The 26,211-nt window shown below is 44.3% G+C and carries 23 protein-coding genes; 3 read left to right on the forward strand and 20 right to left on the reverse strand.

Translation table 11 applies throughout. The features are described 5' to 3' along the window. Positions 1–290: 290 nt before the first annotated feature. The 9 genes from K1X61_07520 to K1X61_07560 all read right to left on the reverse strand — a co-directional run bounded on the left by K1X61_07520 (position 291) and on the right by K1X61_07560 (position 5,084). A complete protein-coding gene (locus tag K1X61_07520) occupies positions 291–743 on the reverse strand; it encodes an OsmC family protein (protein ID MBX7108477.1) in 453 nt (150 codons plus the stop codon). 7 nt (positions 744–750) lie between these two features. Then, complete coding sequence (locus tag K1X61_07525; protein MBX7108478.1) at positions 751–1,020, reverse strand: hypothetical protein; 270 nt, start codon at positions 1,018–1,020, stop codon at positions 751–753. Then, entirely contained in the window at positions 987–1,307 is a 321-nt protein-coding gene (locus tag K1X61_07530) for a rhodanese-like domain-containing protein (protein ID MBX7108479.1), read from the reverse strand. Before K1X61_07530 ends, K1X61_07525 begins: the two co-directional genes overlap by 34 nt. A 10-nt stretch (positions 1,308–1,317) precedes the next feature. After that, the gene (locus tag K1X61_07535; GenBank protein MBX7108480.1) at positions 1,318–2,016 is read right to left on the reverse strand and encodes a peroxiredoxin; all 699 of its coding nucleotides are present in this window, start codon (positions 2,014–2,016) and stop codon (positions 1,318–1,320) included. Position 2,017: 1 nt separating this feature from the next. Beyond that, positions 2,018–2,311, reverse strand: a complete 294-nt coding sequence (locus K1X61_07540) for a rhodanese-like domain-containing protein (GenBank protein ID MBX7108481.1) — start codon at positions 2,309–2,311, stop codon at positions 2,018–2,020. A gap of 28 nt (positions 2,312–2,339) precedes the next feature. Then, a complete protein-coding gene (locus K1X61_07545; protein MBX7108482.1) occupies positions 2,340–3,716 on the reverse strand; it encodes an MBL fold metallo-hydrolase in 1,377 nt (458 codons plus the stop codon). A gap of 87 nt (positions 3,717–3,803) precedes the next feature. After that, the gene (locus tag K1X61_07550) at positions 3,804–4,178 is read right to left on the reverse strand and encodes a sulfite exporter TauE/SafE family protein (GenBank protein ID MBX7108483.1); all 375 of its coding nucleotides are present in this window, start codon (positions 4,176–4,178) and stop codon (positions 3,804–3,806) included. Position 4,179: 1 nt separating this feature from the next. Beyond that, positions 4,180–4,386 (reverse strand): DUF2892 domain-containing protein, encoded by a 207-nt coding sequence (locus tag K1X61_07555; GenBank protein MBX7108484.1) that lies wholly within the window; start codon positions 4,384–4,386, stop codon positions 4,180–4,182. Between the two features lie 77 nt (positions 4,387–4,463). Continuing rightward, on the reverse strand, positions 4,464–5,084 hold the full coding sequence (locus K1X61_07560; GenBank protein ID MBX7108485.1) for a Crp/Fnr family transcriptional regulator: 621 nt from the start codon (positions 5,082–5,084) through the stop codon (positions 4,464–4,466). Positions 5,085–5,371: 287 nt separating this feature from the next. Between K1X61_07560 and K1X61_07565 the strand changes: the two genes are divergently transcribed. Genes K1X61_07565 through K1X61_07575 form a run of 3 tightly spaced genes read left to right on the forward strand, consistent with a single transcriptional unit; the run spans position 5,372 to position 8,392 of the window. After that, positions 5,372–6,451 carry an efflux RND transporter periplasmic adaptor subunit gene (locus tag K1X61_07565; protein ID MBX7108486.1) on the forward strand — a complete coding sequence of 360 codons (1,080 nt, stop codon included), beginning with the start codon at positions 5,372–5,374 and terminating at the stop codon, positions 6,449–6,451. Next, on the forward strand, positions 6,448–7,707 hold the full coding sequence (locus tag K1X61_07570; protein MBX7108487.1) for an ABC transporter permease: 1,260 nt from the start codon (positions 6,448–6,450) through the stop codon (positions 7,705–7,707). The genes K1X61_07565 and K1X61_07570 overlap by 4 nt, the downstream gene beginning before the upstream one ends. 1 nt (position 7,708) lies before the next feature. After that, on the forward strand, positions 7,709–8,392 hold the full coding sequence (locus K1X61_07575; GenBank protein ID MBX7108488.1) for an ABC transporter ATP-binding protein: 684 nt from the start codon (positions 7,709–7,711) through the stop codon (positions 8,390–8,392). A gap of 9 nt (positions 8,393–8,401) precedes the next feature. Here K1X61_07575 and K1X61_07580 read toward each other — a convergent pair whose 3' ends face one another. The 11 genes from K1X61_07580 to K1X61_07630 all read right to left on the reverse strand — a co-directional run bounded on the left by K1X61_07580 (position 8,402) and on the right by K1X61_07630 (position 26,178). Continuing rightward, positions 8,402–10,921 (reverse strand): cation-translocating P-type ATPase, encoded by a 2,520-nt coding sequence (locus K1X61_07580; GenBank protein MBX7108489.1) that lies wholly within the window; start codon positions 10,919–10,921, stop codon positions 8,402–8,404. 336 nt (positions 10,922–11,257) lie between these two features. Next, a complete protein-coding gene (locus tag K1X61_07585; protein ID MBX7108490.1) occupies positions 11,258–11,884 on the reverse strand; it encodes a ribonuclease HII in 627 nt (208 codons plus the stop codon). A 281-nt stretch (positions 11,885–12,165) separates the two neighbouring features. Continuing rightward, positions 12,166–13,113 (reverse strand): lytic transglycosylase domain-containing protein, encoded by a 948-nt coding sequence (locus K1X61_07590; protein ID MBX7108491.1) that lies wholly within the window; start codon positions 13,111–13,113, stop codon positions 12,166–12,168. Continuing rightward, a complete protein-coding gene (locus tag K1X61_07595; GenBank protein MBX7108492.1) occupies positions 13,113–13,643 on the reverse strand; it encodes a DUF2480 family protein in 531 nt (176 codons plus the stop codon). The genes K1X61_07590 and K1X61_07595 overlap by 1 nt, the downstream gene beginning before the upstream one ends. A 91-nt stretch (positions 13,644–13,734) precedes the next feature. Continuing rightward, on the reverse strand, positions 13,735–15,858 hold the full coding sequence (locus tag K1X61_07600) for a SurA N-terminal domain-containing protein (protein MBX7108493.1): 2,124 nt from the start codon (positions 15,856–15,858) through the stop codon (positions 13,735–13,737). 443 nt (positions 15,859–16,301) lie between these two features. After that, the gene (gene lptC / locus K1X61_07605; protein ID MBX7108494.1) at positions 16,302–16,865 is read right to left on the reverse strand and encodes an LPS export ABC transporter periplasmic protein LptC; all 564 of its coding nucleotides are present in this window, start codon (positions 16,863–16,865) and stop codon (positions 16,302–16,304) included. Between the two features lie 99 nt (positions 16,866–16,964). Further along, positions 16,965–18,254 carry a hypothetical protein gene (locus tag K1X61_07610; GenBank protein ID MBX7108495.1) on the reverse strand — a complete coding sequence of 430 codons (1,290 nt, stop codon included), beginning with the start codon at positions 18,252–18,254 and terminating at the stop codon, positions 16,965–16,967. Beyond that, the gene (locus tag K1X61_07615) at positions 18,241–18,966 is read right to left on the reverse strand and encodes a type III pantothenate kinase (GenBank protein ID MBX7108496.1); all 726 of its coding nucleotides are present in this window, start codon (positions 18,964–18,966) and stop codon (positions 18,241–18,243) included. The genes K1X61_07610 and K1X61_07615 overlap by 14 nt, the downstream gene beginning before the upstream one ends. A 220-nt stretch (positions 18,967–19,186) precedes the next feature. Further along, positions 19,187–20,548, reverse strand: coding sequence for a SusD/RagB family nutrient-binding outer membrane lipoprotein (locus K1X61_07620; protein ID MBX7108497.1), 1,362 nt, complete (start codon positions 20,546–20,548; stop codon positions 19,187–19,189). Between the two features lie 32 nt (positions 20,549–20,580). Continuing rightward, positions 20,581–23,844, reverse strand: coding sequence for a SusC/RagA family TonB-linked outer membrane protein (locus K1X61_07625; GenBank protein ID MBX7108498.1), 3,264 nt, complete (start codon positions 23,842–23,844; stop codon positions 20,581–20,583). Positions 23,845–24,072: 228 nt separating this feature from the next. Next, complete coding sequence (locus K1X61_07630; protein MBX7108499.1) at positions 24,073–26,178, reverse strand: thioredoxin family protein; 2,106 nt, start codon at positions 26,176–26,178, stop codon at positions 24,073–24,075. Positions 26,179–26,211: the final 33 nt, after the last annotated feature.

Here is a 26,211-nt window from a genome sequence, read left to right on the forward strand (position 1 = left end):
TTAACCTATCGAGAATATACTTTGCTTCGCGATGATATTAAACATCATATCAACGTATCGATTTCGCATATTTCATTTAATAAGCTAATCCAAACTGCACAATTTAGCTTGTTGAATTGCTGACCATAAAAAAGAATAAGCACTTTCCGGAATTTGCTCAACAATCAAAGGCCGGTAAAATACTGTCTTCAAGGCGAACGCATTAACCGAAACCAATATCGGCTATGAATACCGTCAATATCTCTCAGACTGTAACGGAACGCAACACTCAACTGTTCTGCGCGACAACCCTAAACATAGGATCCAAGTTGCTGCGTTACAACATGCGTGATCAGTGTTACTTTCGACTTGATAGAATTGGAGATAAGGCAGGCAGCTTCCGCTTTCTGAAGAATCCTTTCTGCCTTTTCCCTGTCGGCATCCTGCAGTATCACCAGTACTGGTTCCAGTATTATTTCAGTCATAATAAACCTTCCTTCCGGCTTCTCGAGTTTCCCTTTCGCACTGCAGGTGAAACTCACAAATTCCAGTTTTGAATTTTCTGCTATTGCCAGGAAGGTAGTCATGAAACAACTGCTTACGGAGGCAGTCATAAGATGCTCCGGCGACCAGATTCCAGCTATCCCTTTCGCGAACTGAGGTGGTGTAGCCACTTCTATCGCGCTGTTTAATTCCGGCGAAGAAAGCTTTCCTTTTCTCTCTTCCAGCCAATCAATGTCTACATTAAAATAATGCGCTTCCATTTTCATTTTATTTTACTTCGTTACCTGATCTATTTTCCATAATACGGTCATTTGATCGTGCAGCAGGCAATGCACAACCCTCACTCCCGCAACAGCCTGTATTCGTAAATGCCTGAAACAGAAAGAACACTGCTACGATGCCTGCAAAACTGTCTTGTAATGACACTGCCTGCACTCCAAGCAGGATGCCGAAGCCGAGACGAAACCATCGCATAAAGTGCCATCCGTTCCACCAGGAAGTGTTCATGATCTGATCTTGTTTTGCAAGCTGTGCCATCCGCCTCCATTGAAAACCTGTGAATATCCTTTCGCATGCAGTATACTCTTTGCAGATGAACTGCGCATACCCGATGCGCAACAGGTGATGATAGGACGGTTTTTGTCTTTTAACTTCCCGGAACTGCTGCTTAGCTGATCAACCGGAATGTTGATGGAACCCTTGATGTGGCCAGTCGCATATTCTTGTTTGCTTCGGACATCCAGGATAATAGCACCCTGATTCACCAGTTCTGCGTAGTTGACTGCAGGACCCAGTCCTAAAATTTTTTTTAATGTGCTTAGCATGCTGCCCTTTTTAGTTGTTTGAGATTTTATCAATTGACAATGGTTTGGTACAGAAAAACCAATCGTAACAGTGCATCTCCTTATTCTCTTCCATTCTTTCCTTTGCCACACCACATGAACCAGCCGGTGGAACAATCACATCCTCACCGGGCTTCCAGTCGGCAGGTGTGGCGATACTGAATTTATCAGCCGTCTGCATGGCAATCAATGCACGCTTCAGTTCATCAAAATTTCTTCCTAGCGAAAGCGGATAATAAATTATTGCCCTGATTATTCCCTTTGGATCAATAAAAAAGACAGCCCTCACGGCTTTCGTAGAACTCTCGCCCGGCTGAATCATCCCATATTTCTTCGCAATTTCCATTGTTATATCTTCGATCAAGGGAAATTTCACTTCAATATGCTTCATGTCTTTATACACAATCTTCTCTTTAATCGTTCGCAGCCATGCAATATGACTGTACAAGCCATCAATTGACAGTCCTACAAGCTGACAATTAAGTGCATTAAATTCACTTTCCCTGTTGGCAAAAGTCATGAATTCTGAAGTGCATACCGGCGTAAAATCAGCAGGATGACTGAAGAGAATGACCCATTTGCCGCTATAGTCTGTCGGAAAATTAATCTCGCCTTGTGTGGTTACCGCTTTAAATGCAGGTGCCGTTTCACCGATTCGTGGCATGGCCGCTATTGTTTCAACTGTTTCCATTTTATAACGCTTTTTCTCTTTGTGATACAATTTGACTGATGTTGAACCAAGAACCTGCATTGTAAGCTTCGATGCCCAGTTGCGAGAGGTATTGTTGCGCCTGTCCGCTTCTGTTACCGGATGCGCAACAGAGTAACAACGGCGACTTCAGATTGGCAATCTCTGTTAACCTCACCGGAAATTCCTGCAGGGGAATATTGATGGAATCCAATGCACTGCCGTTCCCGAATTCCACACTGCTCCTTACATCAACTATGGTTCCCAATCTCTTTTGGATAATCTCTTTAATGTTCATTTATTAAAATGGTTTGTTTATGGTGTTATCAGCTGATTACAGCATGCAATTGAGGCTGAAATAATTTTACCGCATCACTTAAATCAAAAACAGGCGTTTTGCCTCCGGCTGCTGCCTGTATGATGCTGCTGCCGGCCGCACTCCTGTAACCGCCGGCACAATGCACGAGGATCGGCTTATCCACCGGTATTTCACCGGCTCTTTCACGCAATTCATATAAAGGGATATGCAGGGTATTGCCGAAGATCTCTTTCATTTCTTTCTCCCCTTTATTCCTTATATCCACAATGGTATATTCATCCAGGTGTTCCAGCAGGTTACTGCTGTCAAATACCGGTGCATCAACGTCGCCATAATCGGAAGTGAAGGCCAGCAGAATCTGTTTCTCATACCCGATTCTGGCAATCCGTTCGATCAGTTGATTCAGCACTGTATCATTTTCAGCCACCAGGTAAAACTTTTCACCGGGGCTGATGATACTTCCCAGCCAGGTTTCAAATTTGACATCATTCATCAGGTTAATGGCATGTTTCAGATGTGCCTTCTTGAACTGCAGGTGCGGACGTGTGTCAATAATTGTTACTTGCGGATCTAATGAATCAGCGCAGGATTTGCAGGTAACAGGCGACCTTTTTTCCACTTGCAGCACGCTTTCAGCGAAAGTAGCAGCACCGGCAAGATTTACAGCCACGTCATAAGGAAAGTATTTAGGAATAAATGGCTGATCAGTCAGCAACTCCTTCACAAACACTTCCTCACTCATCTGTTGCAGGCTCCAGTTGCTCATTTTTTCGGCACCAATACTGCTGCTTTTTTGCCTGCTTAAGGCTTTGCCGCATAAACTTCCGGCACCATGCGCAGGATAAACCAGCACATCATCCGGCAGTTGCATGATTTTGCTTTGCAGCGAATGAAACATCTGTTTAGCCAACTCAGTTCTTGAGGCTGTTATGGCACCAGCCAGTTCCCGCAAGTCGGGCCTGCCGCAATCACCGATAAACAATGTGTCACCGGTGAATACAGCATGCTGCCTGCCGGCTTCATCAAATGCAACGATGCTGATACTGTCAGGAGAATGACCGGGTGTATTCATTGCCTTCAGTGTGATGCCACCCAACAGTATGGCGTCGCCGTCATCAAACGACTGATGCATATAAGTTGCATCAGCCAGTTTACTTACATAAATAGCAGCGCCGGTTGATTGCCTGATCTCCAGGTGACTGCTCACAAAATCTGCATGCGGATGCGTTTCAATGACAGCGGTGATTTTCGCATGGTGTTCCCTGGCAAAATCATAATATGGCTGCGGGTTGCGCGATGGATCAACCACTGCCATTTCACCCCTGCTTACAATAGCATAGGAGAAATGTGCGAGGTTTTTATCTTCAAATTGTCTGATTTCCATTTTTGAGTTTTATAAGTTTTGATGATGCAAAGTTAGATCCGCGTAGTTTCTCTGTCTGCTACTTTTGTTACAGAGCCTGCAAAGTATTCAGTGTTTGTCAAGGAACAACATCTTGACGGAGATGACGATCAGCATCACAGCAAATACCTTTTTCAGTATTTCTTGCGGCACCTGTGTGGCAAATCTTGCCCCAAGGTAGCCGCCGACGAAAAAGAAAACGGCCATGATGAGGGCTGATTTAACATCAACAAATCCGTTTTGATAATATTTATAAGCAGCCAGCGCGCCGACAGGCAATACCATCATCACTAAAGCAGTGCCCTGTGCCAGCTGCTGTGAGTATCCTAAGAGCATTACCAGTGCAGGAATGATGATAATGGCACCGCCGAGACCAAGCAAGCCGCTCAGAAGTCCGGCCGCTATACCAATCAAGGCGATAACTACAGCTTGTTGGACAATCATCTTATTGCTTTTTTTTGCGTGTAGAAAGTCCAAGTACATAATATAACGGGCAGAAGTTGATCAGCGAGGTCAGCAATAATACTGCTCCGATGATGATCAAAATAATAGCGGTGGTACCACTGATCAGGTTGGTAAAATACAAGGCGGCTACAACTACCGCTACAAGGATCCTGACAATTCTGTCAGCATTTGAAACATTGGACTTCATGGGTTCGGTTTTTTGTGGTGAAGAATCAATTACACCACAAAAGTCGAACAGCTATCCGTCGCGTTCAGCAACAAATGTTACACAAGCGAAATTTTATTTCTGCCCAGCTTCAGGATGCCTTCATCTTCCAGTTGTTTCAGCAGCCTGGAAACTACTACCCTCGCAGTGCCCAGCTCATGCGCCAGCTGCTCATGTGTCAGGTAAAGTGTTTTACTTTGGGTGAGCTCACACTTTGCCCTGATAAAGTTTAACAGCCGCTCATCCATTTTCTTAAAAGCAACAGCATTCACCACCTCCAGCAGCTCTTCGAACCGTTTATGATACAAGCGGAAGATATAGTCCAGCCATTCCGGATATTCCCTGATCAGCAAACCCACCTTATCTATTGGCAGCAACAGCACGTCGGTTTCTTCTTCCGCCACGGCTTTTACCTTGCTTGTGTCATGATGTATGCCTCCCAGGAAAGACATGATACAGCTTTCTCCGGATCGGATATAATAAAGCAGAATTTCCCTGTCGTCGTCATCTGCTCGCATTACCCTTACACTTCCGCTGGTAACGATGGGAATGGATTTTATATAAGCATTCTCGCTCAAGATCACTTCTCCTTCTGCAAATGTTTTGGGGATGCTGAATGCAGCAATCTTTTTACTTATTTCAGGAAACGACTTAAATTCTGCAAGGTTATCCAGTTCCATGGTAAGTCAGTTTTTTGTGTTGATAATACGTATTGCAATCGAATAATATTCCGGCAATAATAATCACTAATAATGTCATTGCCATAGCTTGTCACATTGGAAGATTGCAAATAAGACACGTTCAGGAAATGCAATCCATGTTTTAGGAGGCTACATTGAAAGGCAAATCATCTTAAGGATGCAGCCCTATGAGGGATTACCACAAAAGAAAATAAAAGGAGTATAAAAATGTGCCCTGCCAAATCCAGCGCTTAATCGCATTACGCTTATCCTTATCTTTGCCCTTCATGACCAGGTCATTTATTTTTATCATCCTGATAAGTGTTCTTTCGTGTAATCACAAAGAAGAAAAAATAAAGCCTACCATCGCCTCCATTACATCCTCCGTATATGCTTCCGGTATTGTTAAAAGCAAGAATCAGTACCAGGTGTTTCCTACCGTCAGTGGCATAATCAGTGATGTATGGATAACGGAGGGCGATACGGTTGCTGCCGGAACTGCATTAATGGCCATATCCAGTGAAATGCAGCGGCTAAGCACGGAAAATGCAGCGCTCGCCGCAGCCTATTCTGACTATAATGCCAACCAGGGAAAGCTGAATGAGGCCGGCCAGGTGACTGAACTCGCTGCAAGCAAAATGAAGCTCGATTCATCGCTGTACTACCGGCAGCTGGCATTGTGGAAGCAGGATATCGGAACAAAAGCCGAACTGGAGCAACGGGAACTCGCTTATAAGAATTCGAAAACCGCATACCTTTCCGCAGTTGAAAAATACAATGACCTTAAACGCCAGCTTGACTTTGCTTCCGCGCAATCGAAAAAAAATCTTTTGATCTCGAGCAAACTGCAAAGCGACTATACCATAAAAAGTGAAATCGATGGCATCGTTTACGACCTTAAAATAACAAAGGGAGATATCGCGACACCGCAAATACCGGTAGCTGTAATTGGAGATGCAGACAATTTTATTCTCGAAATGCAGGTAGATGAAAATGATATCCTGCGAATCCGCACCGGGTTAACCGTGCTGGTGATGATGGACAGCTACCACGACAGTGTTTTTGAAGCCGTTATCACCAGGATCATACCATTGATGAATGAACGCAGCAAAACATTTTTGGTGGAAGCGGCATTCAAAGAGGATCCCGGAATACTATATCCGAATCTCACATTTGAGGCAAATATCGTGGTTGAAAAAAAGGAAAAAGCCATGTTGATTCCAAGAAATTATCTGTTAAATGATTCCATCGCGATACGCAGCAATGGCGAACAGGTAAAAGTAAAAACCGGCATTAAAGATTTCAGGAATATCGAAATTCTGTCCGGCCTGCATGAAGACGAGGAACTCATCAAACCTGCAGAATGAAACCACTGCTCATAACAAGAATTTCCTTTGCACTCCTGATGGCACGCTGGAAACAAACCCTCGTAGCGGCCATTGGTGTTACCTTCAGCATTACCATGTTCATCAGCCTCCTGAGTTTCATGTCGGGACTGAACCATCTGCTCGACGGACTCATCATAAACAGGACACCGCATATCAGGTTATACAATGAAATCCAGCCATCAAAGTATCAGCCTATTGAACGGTCGGAGAAGTACCGCCACTATTATAACTTTATTAGTTCGATCAAACCAAAGACGGAACGGCTGGAGATTCATAACAATACAGCCATCATGCATGCGCTGAATAATGATAGCAGGGTTTCAGGCATTGCACCGAAAATCACAGCACCGGTGATATACAATGTTGGCCCTATTGATCTCACCGGCGTAATCAACGGCATTGATGTGGAAGCTGAAAACAGGTTGTTCCTGTTTCATGAGTATGTAACCACCGGTAACTACATTGATCTTAAGAATATTCCGAACAGTATTATTCTGGGAAAAGGCGCTGCGGAAAAAATGATGGCCGGCATTGGCGATGTGATACAGGTAACCACTACAAGGGGTGAGCGTATACGACTGAAAGTGGTGGGATATTTTCAATCCGGCATCAGGGATATCGATAATGTGCAAAGCTACGCATCCATCACAACGGTGCAGAAGCTGATGGGTGAAGCCGGCAGTTTTATTACCGACATACAGGTAAAACTGAAGGATATTCAACTGGCACCGCAGATGGCGAAAGAGTATGCCGGTTTATTTGAGATTGATGCGCTGGATATCAAAAAAGCGAATGCACAATTTGAAACCGGCAGTTTTATCAGAACACTGATTTCTTATTCAGTGGGGATCACGCTGTTGATTGTTGCAGGCTTTGGCATTTACAATATCCTCAACATGATGATTTATGAAAAAATGGATTCCATTGCCATTTTAAAAGCTACAGGATTTTCAGGCAGTGATGTTAATATGATTTTTATCGTAATTGCATTGAGCATTGGTGTTTTCGGTGGTGCATTAGGACTGATATTCGGGTACGGGCTTTCTGCATTGATTGATCAGGTACCTTTCAATACGGAAGCATTACCTACAACAAAAACTTATCCTGTTGACTATAATATTATGTTTTACATCATCGGCGGATTATTTTCATTGATAACTACGTACCTCGCAGGTTATTTCCCATCTCGGAAGGCCAGCAGGATAGATCCTGTAATCATCATCAGGGGGAAGTAAGATGGCGCAGCACATACTGGAAGTAAACCGGGTTTCGAAATATTTTCATGATCCTGTGAAAATGCAGGTGCTTCGTGATGTCAGCTTTTCTGTTAAGCCAGGCGAATTTGTATCCATCACCGGCAAATCGGGTTGCGGGAAATCGACACTACTGTATATCATTTCCACCATGGACACCGATTTTGAAGGTGAGCTGTTTATCGAAGGCAACAATATGAGAAACCTGAAAGAATCAGCATTGGCGCGTGTTCGAAATGAAAAGATCGGCTTTGTGTTTCAGTTTCATTATTTGCTGAATGAATTTTCCGTTCTGAAAAATGTAATGCTGCCCGGCATGAAGCTCGGGAAATTCCCTGAAGAGCAAATTGAACAAATGGCCTATGAAAAACTCAGGATACTCGGCATTGAGCAGGAAGCGCATAAAAAACCTAATCAGCTTTCAGGCGGTCAGAAGCAACGTGTGGCTATAGCCCGCGCACTGATCAATGATCCTGTCATAATTATGGGCGATGAACCGACAGGTAACCTCGATAAAACGAACAGTGAAATTGTATTTAATATTTTTAGGGAACTATCGGAAAATTACAACCAATCAATGCTCATTGTAACACATGACATTGAGTTTGCGCAACGGACAAACCGTATTATTGAAATGGAAGACGGGAAGATTGTTGCGGTGTCGTGAATCAACCAGTCATGGCAAACTATACTGCCTCTTTTGCCTTATGCGCTTTCCCCATTTTACCAACTCGAACCAGGTAACCGACAGGAACCCAACTCCGGCACTCATGATCAGCAGGTTGGTACCGGGCCATTCGAAACCGAAGAAATCTGACAACGGCTTGACACCGAGCAGCAGGCCAGCTATCAATGTTGTGACAAAAGTGATGAGCAAGACGAGGTGGTTGCGATACTGCAGCGTGGTTATCATCGAGTAATAAAACGAACGGTTTACCAGTGTAAGAAAGATATTAGCGGTAATCAGTGCAGTGAAGACCATGCTTCTTGTGAGTGCTTCACTATATCCATGGTAAACTGCCAGCTGATATACTATTAATGTGCCGGCTGTTATGATTAACCCCTGCAGAATACTGGTAGCCAGTTCCGACCAGTTGAAAAATGTGGTGGTGAAAGACCGTGGCTTCTGCAGCATCAGGTTTTTCTCTATCGGCTCATTCTCATAAATTATAGAACAGGTTGGCCCCATAATCAACTCCATGAAGATGATATGGATTGGGGAAAAGATATTGGGAAACTTCCATCCCAAGGCCAATGGTATGAAAACTGTAAGTATGATGGGAATGTGAATAGAAATGATGTATTGTATCGCCTTTTTGAGGTTGCTGTAGATTCTCCTGCCCATAGCCACTGCATCTACCATCTTCGACAGGTCATCTTCCATCAAAACCAATGATGCTGTCTCCTTCGCCAGTTCAGCTCCTCTCCTTCCCATGGCTATTCCGATGTGTGCAGCTTTTAAGGCAGGTCCATCATTCACACCATCACCTGTCATGGCCACTATTTCATGGCTGGCCTTCAATGCGGTAATCACTTTCAGCTTCGCATCCGGGAACATACGCGTAAATATGCTGATACGACTGATCGCTTCCATCATTTCATGATCCTTCATTTTCATCAATTCCTCACCATTCAGGCTTGCCTCGCAGCCTGCCAGCCCGATTTGCCTGGCAATAGACATCGTAGTGGCGGCATTGTCACCGGTAAGGATCTTGACACGGATACCGGCAGCATAGAAATCTTTGATGACGCTATCCATCATTTCTCGGGGTGGATCATAGAAGGCAATAAGGCCTTTAAACTGGAATTTAAATTCCTGCTGTGTCTGCGGGAATTGATCACCTGAAAATTGCGCTTCCGCTACTCCTAAAACACGGTATCCGTTTGCCGTCATACTGCTCAATGCTGCCGTCACTTCATTCAAAAGGGAATCAGGCAAACCGGAAACCTTAAAGATGGCTTCAGGTGCACCCTTTGCGGCAATGATCCTGTTGCCCTGTTCATCTTCAAAAAGATGAGTCATCATCGGCGGGACACCGGAAAGCGGATATTCATGGCGCAACCTGTAAGTCGGGCGTTCATCAAGGGTAACAGTTTTCAGATACGCATCATGTAATGCCACCTCCATTGGATCAAAAGGTATTGGTTCGCTTGCCCACATAGCCAGCCTGATAAGTTGCTTATCATGTTCATCAGTGATTTTGTCCGGTGCAGATATTTTTCCCCCTGCTAAAGAAAATATTTTCGCCAGGCTCATTCGGTTTTCTGTGATGGTGCCCGTTTTATCAGTGCAGATCACCGTCGCGCTTCCAAGCGTTTCCACTGTTTTCATCTGCTTTACTACAATACCCATTTTCATCAACCGCCATGCACCCAATGCCATAAAAGTGGTGAATGCCACCGGTATTTCTTCGGGAAGAATACTCATGGCCAGCGTGAGTGCCCGCAGCAGGCTTTCAATGATATTTTGGGTATTAAAAAAGTTGATCGCCCAGACAACCAGGAACACAATAGTGCCTGCTATCACCATTTTCTTTACAAAATTTCCGATCTGGAATTCAAGCGGTGTCTGTTCTGCCTTGATAGACTCAACACTCTTCCCTATTTTTCCCAGCCTCGTTTCATTTCCGATTGCTGTAACCGTGGCGATGGCAAGGCCGGAAGAAACGGTGGTACCACGGTAAACAAAATGATCATCCGTCGAATGGTCCTTATATACCGGCATTGATTCACCTGTCAGAACAGACTCATTCACCGAAAAATCGTTGGAATGAATGATGATACCATCTGCCGGCACTGCTGTTCCCTCCTCCACCATCATGCAGTCACCAATAACCAGTTCTTCTGCTTTTATCTCTTCAACGGCGGCGTTCCTTATCACCCTGCACACAGGCGCCGTGAAACTTTTTAGTTTATGCAATGCTCTCCTGCTTCTGGAATCCTGATATAGTGATATAGTAGCTACCAACACAATAGCAGCAGCCAGGAAAATTCCATCTCCCGTATTGCTACTGATGAAGTAGATACCCGATGCCAGCAAGAGCAGGATCACCATCGGTTCCCTCACCAGGCTCTTAAAGGCATGCAGCCAAACGCTCTCCCTTTTAAAGTATAAGCTGTTAGTGCCATGCTTTTCCCGGGCCTGAGCTATTTGTTCACTATTCAATCCCGGTATATCAAAATTAATCCTGGTCATACTTATTGCTAAATCTCAATACCAATTAACGTATAAGCCGAATAATCCAATCAAGAACACATCAATGTGTCAATCAGATTAGCATCTCCTGGCCAATTTCCCTGATCATCTGCATGGCTGGTTTCCTGCATGCGTTTTCCATGAAACCCAACTGCCCGGAAAGTTTTCAATTTACGATTATTGAAATTCATTATAACAGTAACAATAACTGATGGAAAACTGTCCTTGGTTTTCTGTAGCCGTAAACGGGTGCTGTTTTGGAACACAGCAGCACAAAATTGCATCATTGAGAAGCAGGCATTATGCAAATAAACAGAACAATAAACGCCGGTTAAATCAGGCCTGCGGATCCGGCATAAACAATACGGTCTGCCTTGCCTGCGGCTTCTGCATCCTGAAGGATTGCCGGTGATGAACAGTTGTACCATGCGCGGCTATGGCTTCGCGATGAGAGAAAGTTGGATAACCCTTGTTTTGATCCCATCCGTAATGAGGATATTTTTCATGCAGCCTGATCATATAATCATCACGATAAGTTTTGGCAAGTACGGATGCCGCTGCAATAGCGGAATAAATGCTATCCCCTTTTATGATACAATGATGAGGTATCTGCCGGTATTTCCTAAATCGGTTACCGTCTATCAGTATCAGTGAAGGTTGTGTTTCAAGAAGTGACAGCGCTTTATGCATAGCGAGAATGGAAGCCCGAAGGATATTTATTCTGTCAATTATCAAAGGTGAGGTATGAGCAACAGCGAAGGCTATTGCCTCTTGTTCTATAACCGGACGCAGGGCATACCTGCGTTCTTCACTCATCTGCTTTGAATCATTCAACCAGGGATGATAAAACCCGGCCGGCAGAATAACTGCAGCAGCGAAAACCGGCCCGGCTAAGCAACCGCGACCAGCTTCATCGCAGCCTGCTTCCGTTTCAGCTTCCTGAAAATGATTTTTCAGCTTCATGACAAAGTACAATTCGGAAGCAGAAAATTATGGTAATGAAACTGATTACAAAAGCCGGATGAACAGAAACTTTACACAGGCGTGTAATGATTTCACAGGCAAGATCATGTAAGCATGCAAAATAATAAAGTTGCAACCAGTACAAAGAGTGAAAACTCCCTGGAAGCTATCTTAAAACTGGCAATCAATGCGGCCATGCCGCATTTTTTCCGGCATCTGTCAATGAATTGAAAAGATCCTGTAACAAGTTGAGGATGACGCCACTTACTTTGAGATAGCTTCTAATTAATTTCAGGAATCTTCAGGTCATAACGCCGGCCTTCCTTATTGGTAAGAGTGTAGCCAATCAGCCAGGGATTCATCAATCGGAGCATTTTGTAATTGGTCCCCTGTTCTTTGGCAAATGCAGTCAGATTCTTAATGGAACTGTCTACCGGAACAGTCCTATACGAATAGGGAGCATAAAGGTCATCTGACTCGAGAAAAAAACCATACTTTCTTGGATTACTCAGTACTTCCTTCATGGCAAGAATCCTATAGATATATCTGCCTGTTTCGCGATTTAGATAGAGATCGTAATAGTTCTTTGAGTCTTGCTTTTCTGAGATACCGGCCAACCCGTCGATACCCATATTGAAAGAAGCGGCGGCCATGGTCCAGTTACCAAACTTTGCTTTGGCTTCAAGCAGATATTTACAGGCTGCTTCTGTTGATTTCTCGTAGTTCATTCTCTCATCCACTTCATCATTAATGGTCAGGTTGTACTTCAATCCTGTTGGCTTCATAAATTGCCATAACCCGACAGCACCACTCGGCGAAGTGGCATTATACTGCAACCCGCTTTCCGCAACACATAAATAAACAAAATCATGTGGTACTCCATTCTTTTCCAGGATTGGTTCAATGATTTGGATGACCTGGTTAAACTGCTTCATGATATAAAGCGTTTGAGAATGCCAGTACATATTCACCAGCAACTCACGGTCAATCCGCTCCCGGATATCTTCATCTGTTAACGGAACCGGCTCGCCGGCAAAGTCCATTTGTTCCGGTACCTTGAGCGGATAAATTTTATTATCAAAGGGTGACCTGACTTCCTCATACCGGTACTTAATATCATCGGGCGCATTCTCAATTTTCTGGGATCCGAGGGTAAAAAAAATGCCCAGTCCCACAGTGATTAAAGTCAACACCTGGGCCACTCGCTTTAAGATGCGTTCGAGCTTCATTATGAAGGGATTGGACCTGATTTTTGCTTGTAAAGCGGTACGTTTGAACATGCTTCGCCATACATCAAACTTCTTGCCACAGGCCTAAGCTTCCGGGTGATTGCCAGGTATGCGGAGACAGGCACCGGTTTATCGCTGCAGCCTTTTATTATAACACGCTGATCCTTAAACACTTCCACATCCAATCCAGCGATAGTTTCTTCATAAATTTTTGATTCCATTTCTTCGACTGAGCAGAAATAAAATCTATTAGCCAGCGGTTCAAGATACACGCCGGCTAACATATAAGCCCACACCGGAATAATGGCGTCTGCCGAACAGAAAACAGCAACATTTTTACCTCTGTACTTTCCCCAGTCAAATGACTTCAAAGCTTCTCGATAGTCCTTTTCTTTGAGAATAAGTCCCATAAAAAGGAAGTCCTTCAGATCGAAGGCCTCTTTAGGCTGTTGCGGAAAATACTCTTCCAGATCCAGCGTAATAAGTCCGCTGTCAGCCACACGGTTTACCAGTTTTTCGGTTGATTCCATAGTTGTGCAAAGTTAAGACCAGCAACAACAAAAACACCCGGGATAGTTCATTTACTTCGACTACCCAGCCATCATGCGTCAGATGGAGGAACTAAAAGAACTTATAGCGCTCATCATCAATCTCTACAGATTTCTTAAGTGCTTCAGACACACCATATTGAATGCGGGGCTGAATAGTGCTGAGCAACTGTTGCTTGAATGAATTATAGTCTGCCACCGGTTCCGGTTTGGTAAGTGTTTCCACTTTAACCACAAAAACGCCCTGCTCACCCGGAATAGGTCCGGAAATGGTGTTTTCTTTCAGGGAAAAAATAGTACCGATCACTTTAGGTTCATAACCGAGGTTTTCAGCATAAGCATTTGAAAACAGAACATTGGCTGAATTCTTGGGCACCTGGTTTTCTTTTGCGGCAATAGATTCCAGTGTGGCATTCAGTGCATTGGCTGCAGATAGTCGTGTGCTTATCTCCGCTGCCTTTTTCTCTTTGCGCACCGCCATCTCCAATTGAGGACGTGCATCTTCCAACTTCATTGTTCCTTCCTCCTTTATGCCTGTAAGAACAGCAACCACGTAGCTGTTATCAAGTGTAAAAACAGGTGATACTTCATTCAGCGCAGCCTGATACGCCCATTTAATAACCTCTCTGGCAGCGCTGAGACCCGGCAATTGAAAGGCATTCTTCTGAATGGAAGGCGCAACTTGTTTATTCAAAAGCTGCTCTTCAGCGGACTTTTCAAACAAATCTTTAGTTTGGTTGGCACTGGCGAATACAGTAGCTCTGTCAAAGATCATTTTATCAGTAGCAGAACTTGCTTCCAGCGGGCGGGTAATGAAATCCACCTGAACGGCGGGCCGTACATTTCTCAATTCTTCAATCTGTACAATATGGTATCCGAATTCAGTTCTCACAATCTTTGATGCTCCCTGCTGCCCCTGTAAAAAAAGAAAATCATTGAAAGCCTTCACCGTTTTACCCTGTGCAATCATGCCCAGTTCACCACCATTTGGAGCAGAGCCCTGGTCTTCGCTGAATTTAGCAGCCAGTGAGTCAAAAGAACTACCACTCTGCAAAGCAGCATAGATGCTGTCAATTTTCTTTCTTGCCACGGCAGTATCAGCACCCTGTTCAACTCTTACCAGGATGTGCCGTGCTTTTACTGAATCCGCTACCGGACGCCTGTCGACCAATTTCGCAATCCGATATGCACTGTTTTCAAAGTATGGCCCGATCAATGTTCCCACCGGCACTTTAAACAAGGTATCCATAGCATATACGGAAGTAACCTTCTCCTGTGCATAGTAAAACTTATCCAGCCCGTTGTCGGCATTCAGCTTCAGCAGGTTGGTATCACCGGGTGCAGCAGCCAGGCTGGCATAAATCTCATTAATATCCTTCATCACGCGTGCCGTATCATCCTTTGACGGCACCACCGGAAAATTCACATATTCAATCTGCCGGCTTTCATCTTGTTTGAATCTTTCTTTGTTCTTATTGAGGTAAGCCTGCAACTCATCATCTGTAACCTTCACAGTTGAATCAACGATGGTGGCATAAGGAATCATCACAAACTGCACAGCGGCGCGTGTGTTCTTCTCGTTGTAATCAGCTTCCGCCAGCCATTTGGGAATATAAATGGCTTTGGCTATCAGGTTTTGATATTTGGTCTGAATACGGTTTTCCTTTTGTGCTTTTTCAAAGGCAACCCACCTTGCCCGGCGTTCACCTTCCTGCTCACCTTCCGCAGTCTGGTCGAGATTCTGCACATAGTTTCTTACCGCAGCAGGGTCGAAAATTCCTGTCTGCGGATTAGTAAATGCCTGTTTGATTTCAGGAACAGGATCGTTGCCAAAAAACATATCCTTGAGCTCATCCTGCGAAACACCAAGGCCCAGTTTGCGGTATTCAGCGCCATTAACCTGTTCATTAATAAGTTGATTCCAGGTTTGTTCGCGAAGCGAAAACATCGTATTATCATCAATATTCGGCTGATTGGTTTGCAGCTTATAGTTAGCGATGCCTTCTTCCACTTTATTGGCAAACTCCTGGTAATGGATTTTTTGTCCGTCAATTACACCAACCACATCTCGACTTCCTTTCAATAATGATGAGTTGGAATTAAGCGCTGTTTCCAACACAAATACTGCAAGCGCTAACCCTATTACAATCGCTATGATTGGTCCCAGTTTGTTCCTGATACTTCCAATAAGTGCCATTCCTGAAAATCCTATTTTTAAAGGACTGCAAAATAAGGGGTTTGAGGGCGAAAATCCAAATGAAACCGGCGGCAATCCGTTATGGCTGAAGTCTATGCATTTACAAGACATACAATCCGCTGATTTTATGCATTGCCGTCCGTATAAATCTGATTGGATAATATTTTCGTTCAAGATGACGCGTGATCGTGTCTGCTACAAAAGCCCGCACGTATAGCTGCAGGTATTGCCGGTATTCATTCTATTTTTCTTCTTCAAATCTGTATTGCGAATGATCTACGGTACCAAGTTGCTTGAATAGCCGGATGATATGCTTAATTATCAGGGATGATCAACTACATCAAATTGCCAAGTTTTAGCCATGCGATCTTTCAATGAAGAAATAAGGGTTAGGACAAACTGCGGCTAACATCAGTTTGAAAATCTTTGGCAGGAAGAAAAGATTATTGCGGGACTGCACTATCCTGCAGCCTGATAGTACCCCTGATTTTTCTGATCTTATAGTTGCTTAAATCCTGGTTGGACTCAAATCCGTCTCCAAAAATAATTTCATCACGCGTGGTGATCTTGACAAATTTGTCAGATGAAATTCGCTGAGATTTTTGGTTCCAGATCAGTTCCTCTGTATTCAGTTTGTCTCCTTTCACACTGATGGCTTCCACGTTGTTACGCACCTTCATCTCATCTGATTTTTCATAGGAAATTCCATAGCCGGCAGTGAGCTGACTTTCCACTTTTGCCTCTTCATTATAAAAAAGAACCTTCAGTCCGTCCGGTAATTCTGTATAAGGTTCTTTTACACGAAACCTAAGCATGGTTGGCGCCGTCAGTTTTGCCTTGATATGTCCAAGATTGCTGTACAGCACTTCAATATCTTTTCCTGATTCTGATGATGCTTCATAGGGTGAAGTCAGCTGGTTAACCTCCTTCATATCATTTTCGCAAGAATAATCAGCGAAACAGGCAATGAGTAACAAAATGAGTTGTGTTGAAACAACACGAAGCATAGACTGCTATTTAAATGAAAGGTACAACTTCGAAGAGCAAGTTTACCTGAGAGTAACAGAAAGATATTTGAACTTTTGTGGTATCGACCGGGGAAGTCATCAGTCAAACTTTCTCTTCTGAAACCACTTATCATTAAAGGTAAACCCTGCGGTAAAACGAAACAGCGAGGCTGCAACCGGATTATCTTCGAGGAAACCGATATGCTGCCATTCTATTGCCAGCGAGACTTGCGAAAAGGAACGGCGTAGGGGTAATCCGGCACCGGCAGAAGCCGTGAACTGACGGATCTTATTATCGTTGATATCTACATAATTCTGACCATAAGAAATACCTGCCCGATAAGCAATAACTTTCCAATATTGCTGATACGATTTATAGTCCGGGATGAATTCACTGCCAACACTGAACTTCCAGGTATCGGATGTCTCATCTGTTTCTCCGAACGATTTAAAATCACTCCACATCGTGTACTTAAAATTTGCACCTATGGAATAGTGATACTGCTTTGAGAATATGGCACCGGCAGAGAAAGCGCCGGGAATCGTTACTTCTCCCTTTTCGTCGAGGGCGCTGTAAATAGTGTCAAGCGGATTTACGGAAGTGATGCTGTTTCCTGCATCATCAGTGTAGGTGAAACGATCATAGATAAGATCCCGCCTGGCCCTGATATCAGTTTGCAAATTTCCGGCAATTCCCAGGTCAAGAAAGTAAAGCTTCTCCTTTCCAAAACCAATCCTGTACTGAACGCCGCCATCAAAAAGAAAATCGCCCAGTTTCCGGAATTCCTGCCTGCGGGTATTGAATGCGTTAAGTGTTTCAGGAAAAGCAAGGATATCAGTGTAATCGATGGTACCAAAGAGGTAAGAAGCATTGATACCAAAAGACAGGGATTTATACTTGTAACCACCTCCCAGGTAAAACCTGTATAAACCGCCATCACCCTGAAAAAGATTAAATGACCTTCCAAACGCTTCACTGCTGTCATTCTCCTGCGTGATGGAATAACTGACCCTGCTGTAAGGGCTGATGCCGATACTGATACCTGCTTTGTTTTTTATTAATGGAAAACCCATTGCCAGGTTTGCCACACTGCCATCGGCAAATGAAACTGCCGTGTCAACCGTATTCAGCCGCAGCAGGCTTACAAAAGCTGCAGCATCCAATGTGGCCAGTTTAATATCACTATAGGAAGCCGGATTAGCAAAGTTAATACTGAAAGGACTGTGATATGCTGCAGACAATCCACCCCAGGCCCGCAGGTTGGTAAATTCAGGGTCGTACAAGCTACCCAATCCATATTTCGAATAGGGCAGATTCTGCGCAAATAAAAGCACGGGAAAAGCTGAGATCGCCAACCATAAAAGAACCGGCTTCTTAATCAGGTTCATTCAGGGCAAGTATTTTGTTAAGGCCATAAAGCACCAGGTTGGGGACGGCAAATATCTTACTTTTAGACATCGTTTCAAATATAGGTGCATCACCTCCCGTGAGTACAACCCTGATACCTTTGTACGTTTTCTTATAGGCAGCAATAAATCCCATCATTTCATAGTAAGCACCCTGTACCACACCGGTTAATATTGCAGTCGAAGTGCTTTTACCGAATAAATCATGTGAAAACTGCTTGCGCACTAACGGCAACCTGTCGGTAAAAGTATGCAGCGCTTTCAACCTCATTTCCAGCCCCGGTGAAATACTGCCACCATAATAAGCCGCATGCGCCGTTATCACGTCATATGTAATACATGTGCCGGCATTGATGACCAGCACGTGCTTGCCCGGGAGAATTAAGTTGGCACCCGCCATACCGGCCAGCCGGTCCATGCCAAGGCTTCCCGGTGTTTCGTACTGATTGCTGATGGGCAGCACAGTAGATGGGTTAAGTTTAACAAAGTGATATGACTTTTTAAGATAGGCTTCTACAGGACCTGAGTCATTTACCACGGAAGATACGATAGCACCGCGGATCTTAAATTTTTTGAGGAGCACCTGCAACTTACGGATTGAAAAATTTGCATGTGATTCAAAGTGAATCATATCACCCATTTCAAATACTGCCGCTTTCACCAGTGTATTGCCAAAATCAATCGCAAGGTTCATATTTACCAGGGTATCATTTTATTGTTTACTATTTGCTATATATATGCTGACGCTTGTGGTATCATCCTGCCTGTCTGAACCGCCTGTATGTTACTTTGCCGGTTGATGGTATCAAAGACTGTTGCTGAAATTCGCTTCTCATCAGCGGATTTAACCCTGCAAAACAAAAAAACCTGCCTGGTTACAAGCAGGTTTTTTTGCAATTATTTTATTCCGTCAACTATTGATTCCACCACAATTCAGGACTGAACATGGTTGAATTCACATCAGGAATACTGCTGTTATACAACCGCTCATTGGTAGGGTAAATGAAACGGGTTGGTATTGCAGCGCCGGCATTCGGTGTAAGTGCCGGTGTACCGGTACGGCGCAAATCCACCCATGATTCTGGATGGAGGAAATTAGCCACCCATTTCTCATAAATGATATGTGCAATCATTGCATTCATATCACCCGACAAAGTTCCATTGGCAGCGATATAGGTAGCGGCATCTTCGGCAGCAACACCATAGAAATCCATGCTGCTTTGAATAGCCTCCGTGAAAGCGGTTTGTGCACCAGCGTTATCACCGGTGCGTAATTTAGCTTCCGCCTCAATGAATTTGCGTTCAAATTCTGTCATCAGAATTACAGGTGAATTATCAGCAGCGAAGAAAGGACCCAGGTAACCGGGACCCCAATAATCGCCGTTAACATCAATGTAGACACCATAACGGGGATCTTCCTTAGCACTCATCTGCTGCAGGCATGCTCCGTCATAAATAATATCATCACGCTGTTCGATATACTGATATGCCGGGCCAGGTCCTGCTGATGAGAAAGGATACAATGCATCAGCAAGTGCACCACCGGCATTTATTTCAGCCAGAGCATTTGCAGCCGCATTCGCATCCTTCTTGGTCAGGTGCAGATAGTAACGTGCTTTCAAAGCATGTGCAAATGAAACCCATGCATCAAGATCACCATTGTAGATAAAATCATCTGTACCCGGGGCTTCCACGTCATCGCCCAGCAAGTCTGCATCGCCCAGGATACTGATAGCCTCATCCAGCAATTGCTGAACAGAACCGTAGAGAGCTTCCTGTGAATCATAGGATGGCGTAAGATTGGTGTTGCCAAGGAAAGCGTTAGTGTAAGGAACATCTCCCCACACATCCGTTGACATGCCAATCGTATAGGCCATCAGGATACGGGAAACCGCATCATAGGCATCATAATGACCGGCAGTACCTTCTGCAGCGTTTATTGCTATGATGCTGTGAAAGTTTGACATTGTAGCAGCATACAGGTTATTCCAGAGATTATTAAAATCTTCCTCAGAAAAGGAATATTGATTATAAGAAAAGAACTGACGGCTTCCACCTGTAACATATTGCGTCATGATACTGGTAAAGCGCGAAAGATCACCACCCTGTGCATATGCGAGGTTTCCCTCAGCACCCGGTAGAAGCACCCTGGGGATAACGGTAGACGGTGAATTTGGATTATCATTCACTCCTTCCAGGAATCCTTTTTTGCAGGACTCTGAAGCAACGATTGTAGTTGCCAGCAGAAGAATTATGAAAATTTTATAGTATCTCATTGTTCAGAAATTTAAGTGATGAAATGAGTGGATTACAGGGTCAGTCTCAGGTTAAGGCCAAAGCTTCTAACGCCCGGCATATTGAAATAATCCATTCCCTGGCTGTGATTAGCACCTGTCAGACTGGTTTCAGGATCTACACCTTTGTAATCAGTTGACAACCACAAGTTGCGACCAACGAGTGAAACGTCGATTGAAGCAATCGGCGTTTTCTCCAATACCTTAGGCGCTATTGTATAGGTGAGTGCAACTTCTCTCAGTTTAATGTAGGATCCATCCTCAATGAATTGCTCTGTAACCGGACCAAAACCGCTGCCAAGACCTGTATACCATCCCTGGTCAAGAGGCACCTGAATAGTGTTGGCCTGACCGTCAGAAAGTACACCTTCAAAAACTGTCATCTCACCACGGGATTCGGTTTCAGCAGACATACCAAAGTTATTCAGTGCGCCGCGGGTACCGTTCCACATATCACCACCCTGCCGAACATCCATTAACACACTTAATGAGAGACCTTTCCATGCTACATTGGTACTGATACCAGCAATCCAGTCAGGATTCACATCACCGATAACACCAACCTGTGCATCGGGGAGCGGATAACCATAGGTAGGATTCTCACTGCCATCTGACAGGAACTGAACGTCATCAATCAGGATATTACCATTATCATCACGCAACCAACGGCCACCATAAATTGATCCGTACGGTTCGCCAACGATAGCGTATATAGCGGAACCTTCAAAACCACCGAGGAATAATTCATTTACACCATTTGCCAGTTCAAGCACTTCACTTTTGTTGGTGCTCCAGTTCGCACCGATATCCCATCTCCAGTCTTTGGTTTTCACCGGAGTGAGCGTGAGTGCAACTTCGAATCCTTTGTTCTCGATAGAACCGGAATTCAGGTATTGCTGCTGATAACCGGTAGAGCCGGCGATAGGTGCAGGAATGATCTGATCAACTGATTTTGATTGGTAATAAGTAACATCAAGACCTATCCTGTTATTGATAAACCGCAGGTCAGCACCCACTTCAAATGAAGTTACTTTTTCGGGTTTCAAAGCAGGGTTACCCAATGTAGCAGAATTAGAGTAAGCTGTGGTAGAGTTACCGTTAGCATCTGGCAATGGGAATGCAATACCTGCTGTCCAACCATCGTTTGCGGTTGTCTGTGCATAATAATTTTCCAGTGCGTACAATGGTGCATCGTGTCCAACCTGTGCTACTGACAAACGAAGTTTTCCATACGGGAATATCTTGTTGTTGCTCAGCCCAAGCGATTCGGTAAACACCCAGGAAAGTGATGCTGAAGGGTAGAAGAAAGAATTATTATCCGAAGGCAGTGTAGATGAATGGTCATTTCTGCCGGTCAGGGTAAGATACAAGCTATTGGCATAGCCCAGATCCAGTGATCCATAAAATCCATAAATCCTGTAACGTGACTCGTACTCACGGGAGAGTACATTGGCAGCATTGGAGAAGTTATAGAAATCGGGAATCACCAGGTTATCACCCTGAACATAAATATCCTGCTTGTATTGACTCAGCGCATTAAATCCGAGTGTGAGTGAGCCGCTGAACTTATCAGAAAACTGTTTGGAAGCTGTTCCCAACAGATCATTATTAACCTGACGATAGAAATAATCACGTTCATAAATCTGGCCATCCGGCACAGCGCGGGAATTAATTGCAAAAACCTGGTTACGGCGATCTGAATAGAAATCAATACCCATTCTTTCCGTGATTTTCAACCAGGCCCATGGGGAATATCCTACTTCACCATATCCGTACATGCGGTTAACATCATCATTGAACGGATTCTGATTGATCGTCCAATAGGGATTATCGTATCCCACACCGCCGCGATAGTTTCTTTGTGATCCGTCATCTAAAATATACGCTGATGGATCTGCCGGATCATCCGATCCGTTGGAGTTATCGAAGGAAATTGGAGTACGGAGCAGATCAAGCATCAGACCAGAAAGGTTAGATCCTTGCTGCACCCTGCGACCGCCGGATTTAACAAAGGTCATTGAACCGGCAGTGGTAAATTTCTCAGAAATCTTCATTTCGCCAGACAGGGTTCCGCTGTAGCGCTGGAAGTCAGATAATGGCACTACGCCTTTTTGGTTAAGGCTTCCGAAGGAAACCCTGAAGCCGCCCTTGTCACCTCCGCCGGACAATGAAAGGTTATTTTCCATTGTACTGCCGGTACGGTAGAACTGATCAACGTTATCGTAAGGCGTAAAAGGTATAGCAGAAGTATTGTTAGCCGCTGCTGTCTGACCAATCAATTGTCCGTATTGATTATAGGCTGTTGGTTGAGTAGGATCCCAGAAAAGTGTGTCTGCCAAAGCGCCCCAGGAAGTGGAGGTAGTGGATTCATAATTTCTAAGATTGCCACCGGTACCTTTTACATATTTATTCTGAAGTTCAGGCACCTTATTCACCTGCTCCATTGTGTAGGTACTGCTGAAAGTGGCATGTAATCCTTTACCCGCTCCCTCTGCGCCCCCTCTTTTGGTGGTGATAATGATTGCACCGTTGGATGCCCGCAAGCCATACAAAGCTGCAGCAGCAGGGCCTTTCAGTACTGTGATGGAAGCAATATCATCGGGATTTACGTCAATAGCCCTGTTGGAATTATTGACACTTTCCAGCAGGTTATTGTTGATCAGAGCGCCTTCATTGTCCGGATTACCGGAAGCATTGTAAGCGTTATCAACCGGAATACCGTCAATTACAAATAGCGGAGAATTATCGCCGGTAATGGAAGTGGCGCCGCGGAGTTGCAGAAATACAGAACTTCCGGGAGTTCCCGAAGAGTTAATTACCTGAAGACCGGCAACTTTGCCTGACAACGCCGACAGCGTATTGTTGGCACCGGCTTCCGTCAGTTTGGCACCGCTTACATCCTGAACGGAATAACCAAGCGATTTCTTTTCGGATGAGATACCAACGGCAGTTACCACGACCTCTTCCAAACCAAGAACGTCTTCCTCGAGGTCAACATTCATAATATTGGAAGCGCCGATGCCAACTTCCTTGGATTTGTAACCAAGGTATTTGAATACCAGGGTTGTGGCATTGGAAGGAACGGACAGCGAATAATTGCCATCTACATCTGTGTAGGTACCTATGGTAGATCCCTTCACGAGAACAGATGAACCAATAATCGCTTCCCCGTTATTGTCCTTTACAGTTCCGGTAATCAACCGGTTCTGCGCAAAAGAAGCTTGCCATGTCATTACTAACACAAGCATCGCAAGCATTAAGCGGATAGCTTTTGTCATAGGGTTTAAGTTTGGTGAATGAAAAAAGATGGTCGTAAATGTATGTAAAATACCTTCACTGAAGTTTGTTCTGACTGTGAATTATAAACACCACTTCATGAAAGTGTTAATTTGGACGAACCAAATTGAGAAATAGACGAAACGGCTATAATAAAGGTTGTATGGCTGAAACTGTTTTTTATCGTCACAGAAAAAATAGGCAGAACAGGTTGTTCGGTTTACCCTCTTTTACCTTGATGTCAGCAGATTATTGCGGGTCCTGAATTCCCTGATTCCATCATCCAGGAATTTAACATAAGTTGCTACATCGGCTGTGTAGGCGCGTGGTGAAGTGAGTAATTTGCCTTCATTATCAAGTAATACATAGTAAGGCTGAGCGCCTATACCATAATTTGAATATTGAAGGTCGAAATTACGGTCTCCCAAGGTAACCACTTGTTTATCAAGCGCCTTAGAGAAGTATTGCTGTGCCTCGGGTAATTCAAATTTATCATCTACATAGAGCGAAACGGTGACATAATCGTTTTTCAGTCTTTTAAGTACTTCAGGGTCGGGCCATACCGTCTTTTCCATTTTGCGACAGTTGACACAGCCCCAACCAGTAAAATCCACAAACAGCGGCTTTTTCAACTCCTTCGCCCTGGCAAGTGCTTCATCATATTCAAAGTACAGGTCGAGGCCCAGCGGGGCTTCGAACAATGAAGCATATTTTTTGGCAGTATGAGGTTGATTGCCTGTTTCCGATACAGCCTGACTGTTTAATGAGGCATCAATACTGAACTCAGAATAATTTGGCAGGAAGCCGCTCAGCGGTTTCAGTGGAGCGCCCCAAAGCCCGGGCACCATGTATAAAGCAAAGGCAAGACTTAACAAGGCAAAGAGCAACCTTGGTACGGAAATATGTGTTTCTTGCCCGTCAAGCGCCAGCCGGATTTTGCCGAGCAGGTACATACCGAGCACGAGGAAAATGATGATCCAAACGGACAAGAAAATATCGCGCGACAGCAGATTCCAGTGGTAAGCCATATCCACTTTAGAGAGATAGATAAAACTTAATGCCAGCTCAATAAAACCAAATGACACCTTGATGGTATTCATCCAGCCGCCTGACTTTGGTAGCTTTTTCAAACCTGACGGAAACCAGGCAAAAAGTCCAAACGGCAAACCTAAGGCAAGGCCAAATGCTGTGAAGCCAATCAGGGGCTTCATAAATTCACCATCCCTCGATACAATGGAAATGAGGTTAGCCACAAATGGCAGTGTACATGAAAATGACACCAGCACCAGCGAGAATGCCATAAAGAAAATACCAATCAATCCACCTTTGTCAGACAGCGACTCCGATTTATTGATCCAGCTGGATGGCACCCTGATTTCAAAAACGCCCAGGAATGACAAACCGAATAAGAAAAACAGAACGAAAAAGAGCATGTTGAAAAACCAGCCTGTGGACAGCTCATTGAGTTTTTGCTCATTGGTAAACAAAGAAACAAGGATACCCAGCAATACAAATATTACAATGATGGAAAAGCCGTAGAGGAATGCATTCATGCGACCCTGCTTCCTGCTTTTGTTTTGTTTCAGAAAGAAACTGATAGTAAGCGGAATCACCGGCCAGACACAAGGCATCAGCAATGCGATTAATCCATAGCCGAATCCGGCAAGGAATGTCTGCCAGTAACTCATCATCCTTACGTCTTCTGCATCATCGTCCGGATTTATTGTGCCGGCATTAGCTGAAAGGCTAGAATCAACAGCAGCTACTGCAGCGGAGGTTATTGCAGAAGTTGCACCTGGCATGTCGCTGCGCGCAGTATCCGGCGAAGTAACTTCCTTCGCTGCACTGCCTGTTGCTCCGGCAGTATCAGGCGCCGGCATACCGGATAGTTTAAACTCAAATGGCTGATCAGTGGGAGGTTCGCAGGATTTATCATCGCAGGTCATGAAGTTAACCGATCCCTTCACGACAACTTCCGGAGCGGTAATTTTTACCCTTTGGGTGAATACCGCATTGTCTTCGAACCAAATCAGCTTCATGTTATCAAACAATGGCTCGATTGCCTCTTTACGGTTGCCTGTTTCCTTCACCTTGCCCACGAGAACATAATCCTTTGACTTTTCAAAAGAAAAGGTGGTTGGTATAGGACCGTCTTCTGCAATAAACTGGCTGTACAGATGATTGCCAGCGTCAATTTTAGCGTTAATGAGCAGATCGAACTGATCACTGCTGACCTTTTTAACTGTAAAACTCCATTGTACGTTTGGATTGGTGTATTGTGCATAGCTGTTGAAAACAATACCGGCCATCAGCAACAACCACAACAAACTTTTCATTACAGCAATTTTAGGTTTAGGGCAAAAATCGGT

It is taken from the genome of Chitinophagales bacterium (genome assembly GCA_019694975.1).
Classification (GTDB): Bacteria; Bacteroidota; Bacteroidia; order Chitinophagales; family UBA10324; genus JACCZZ01.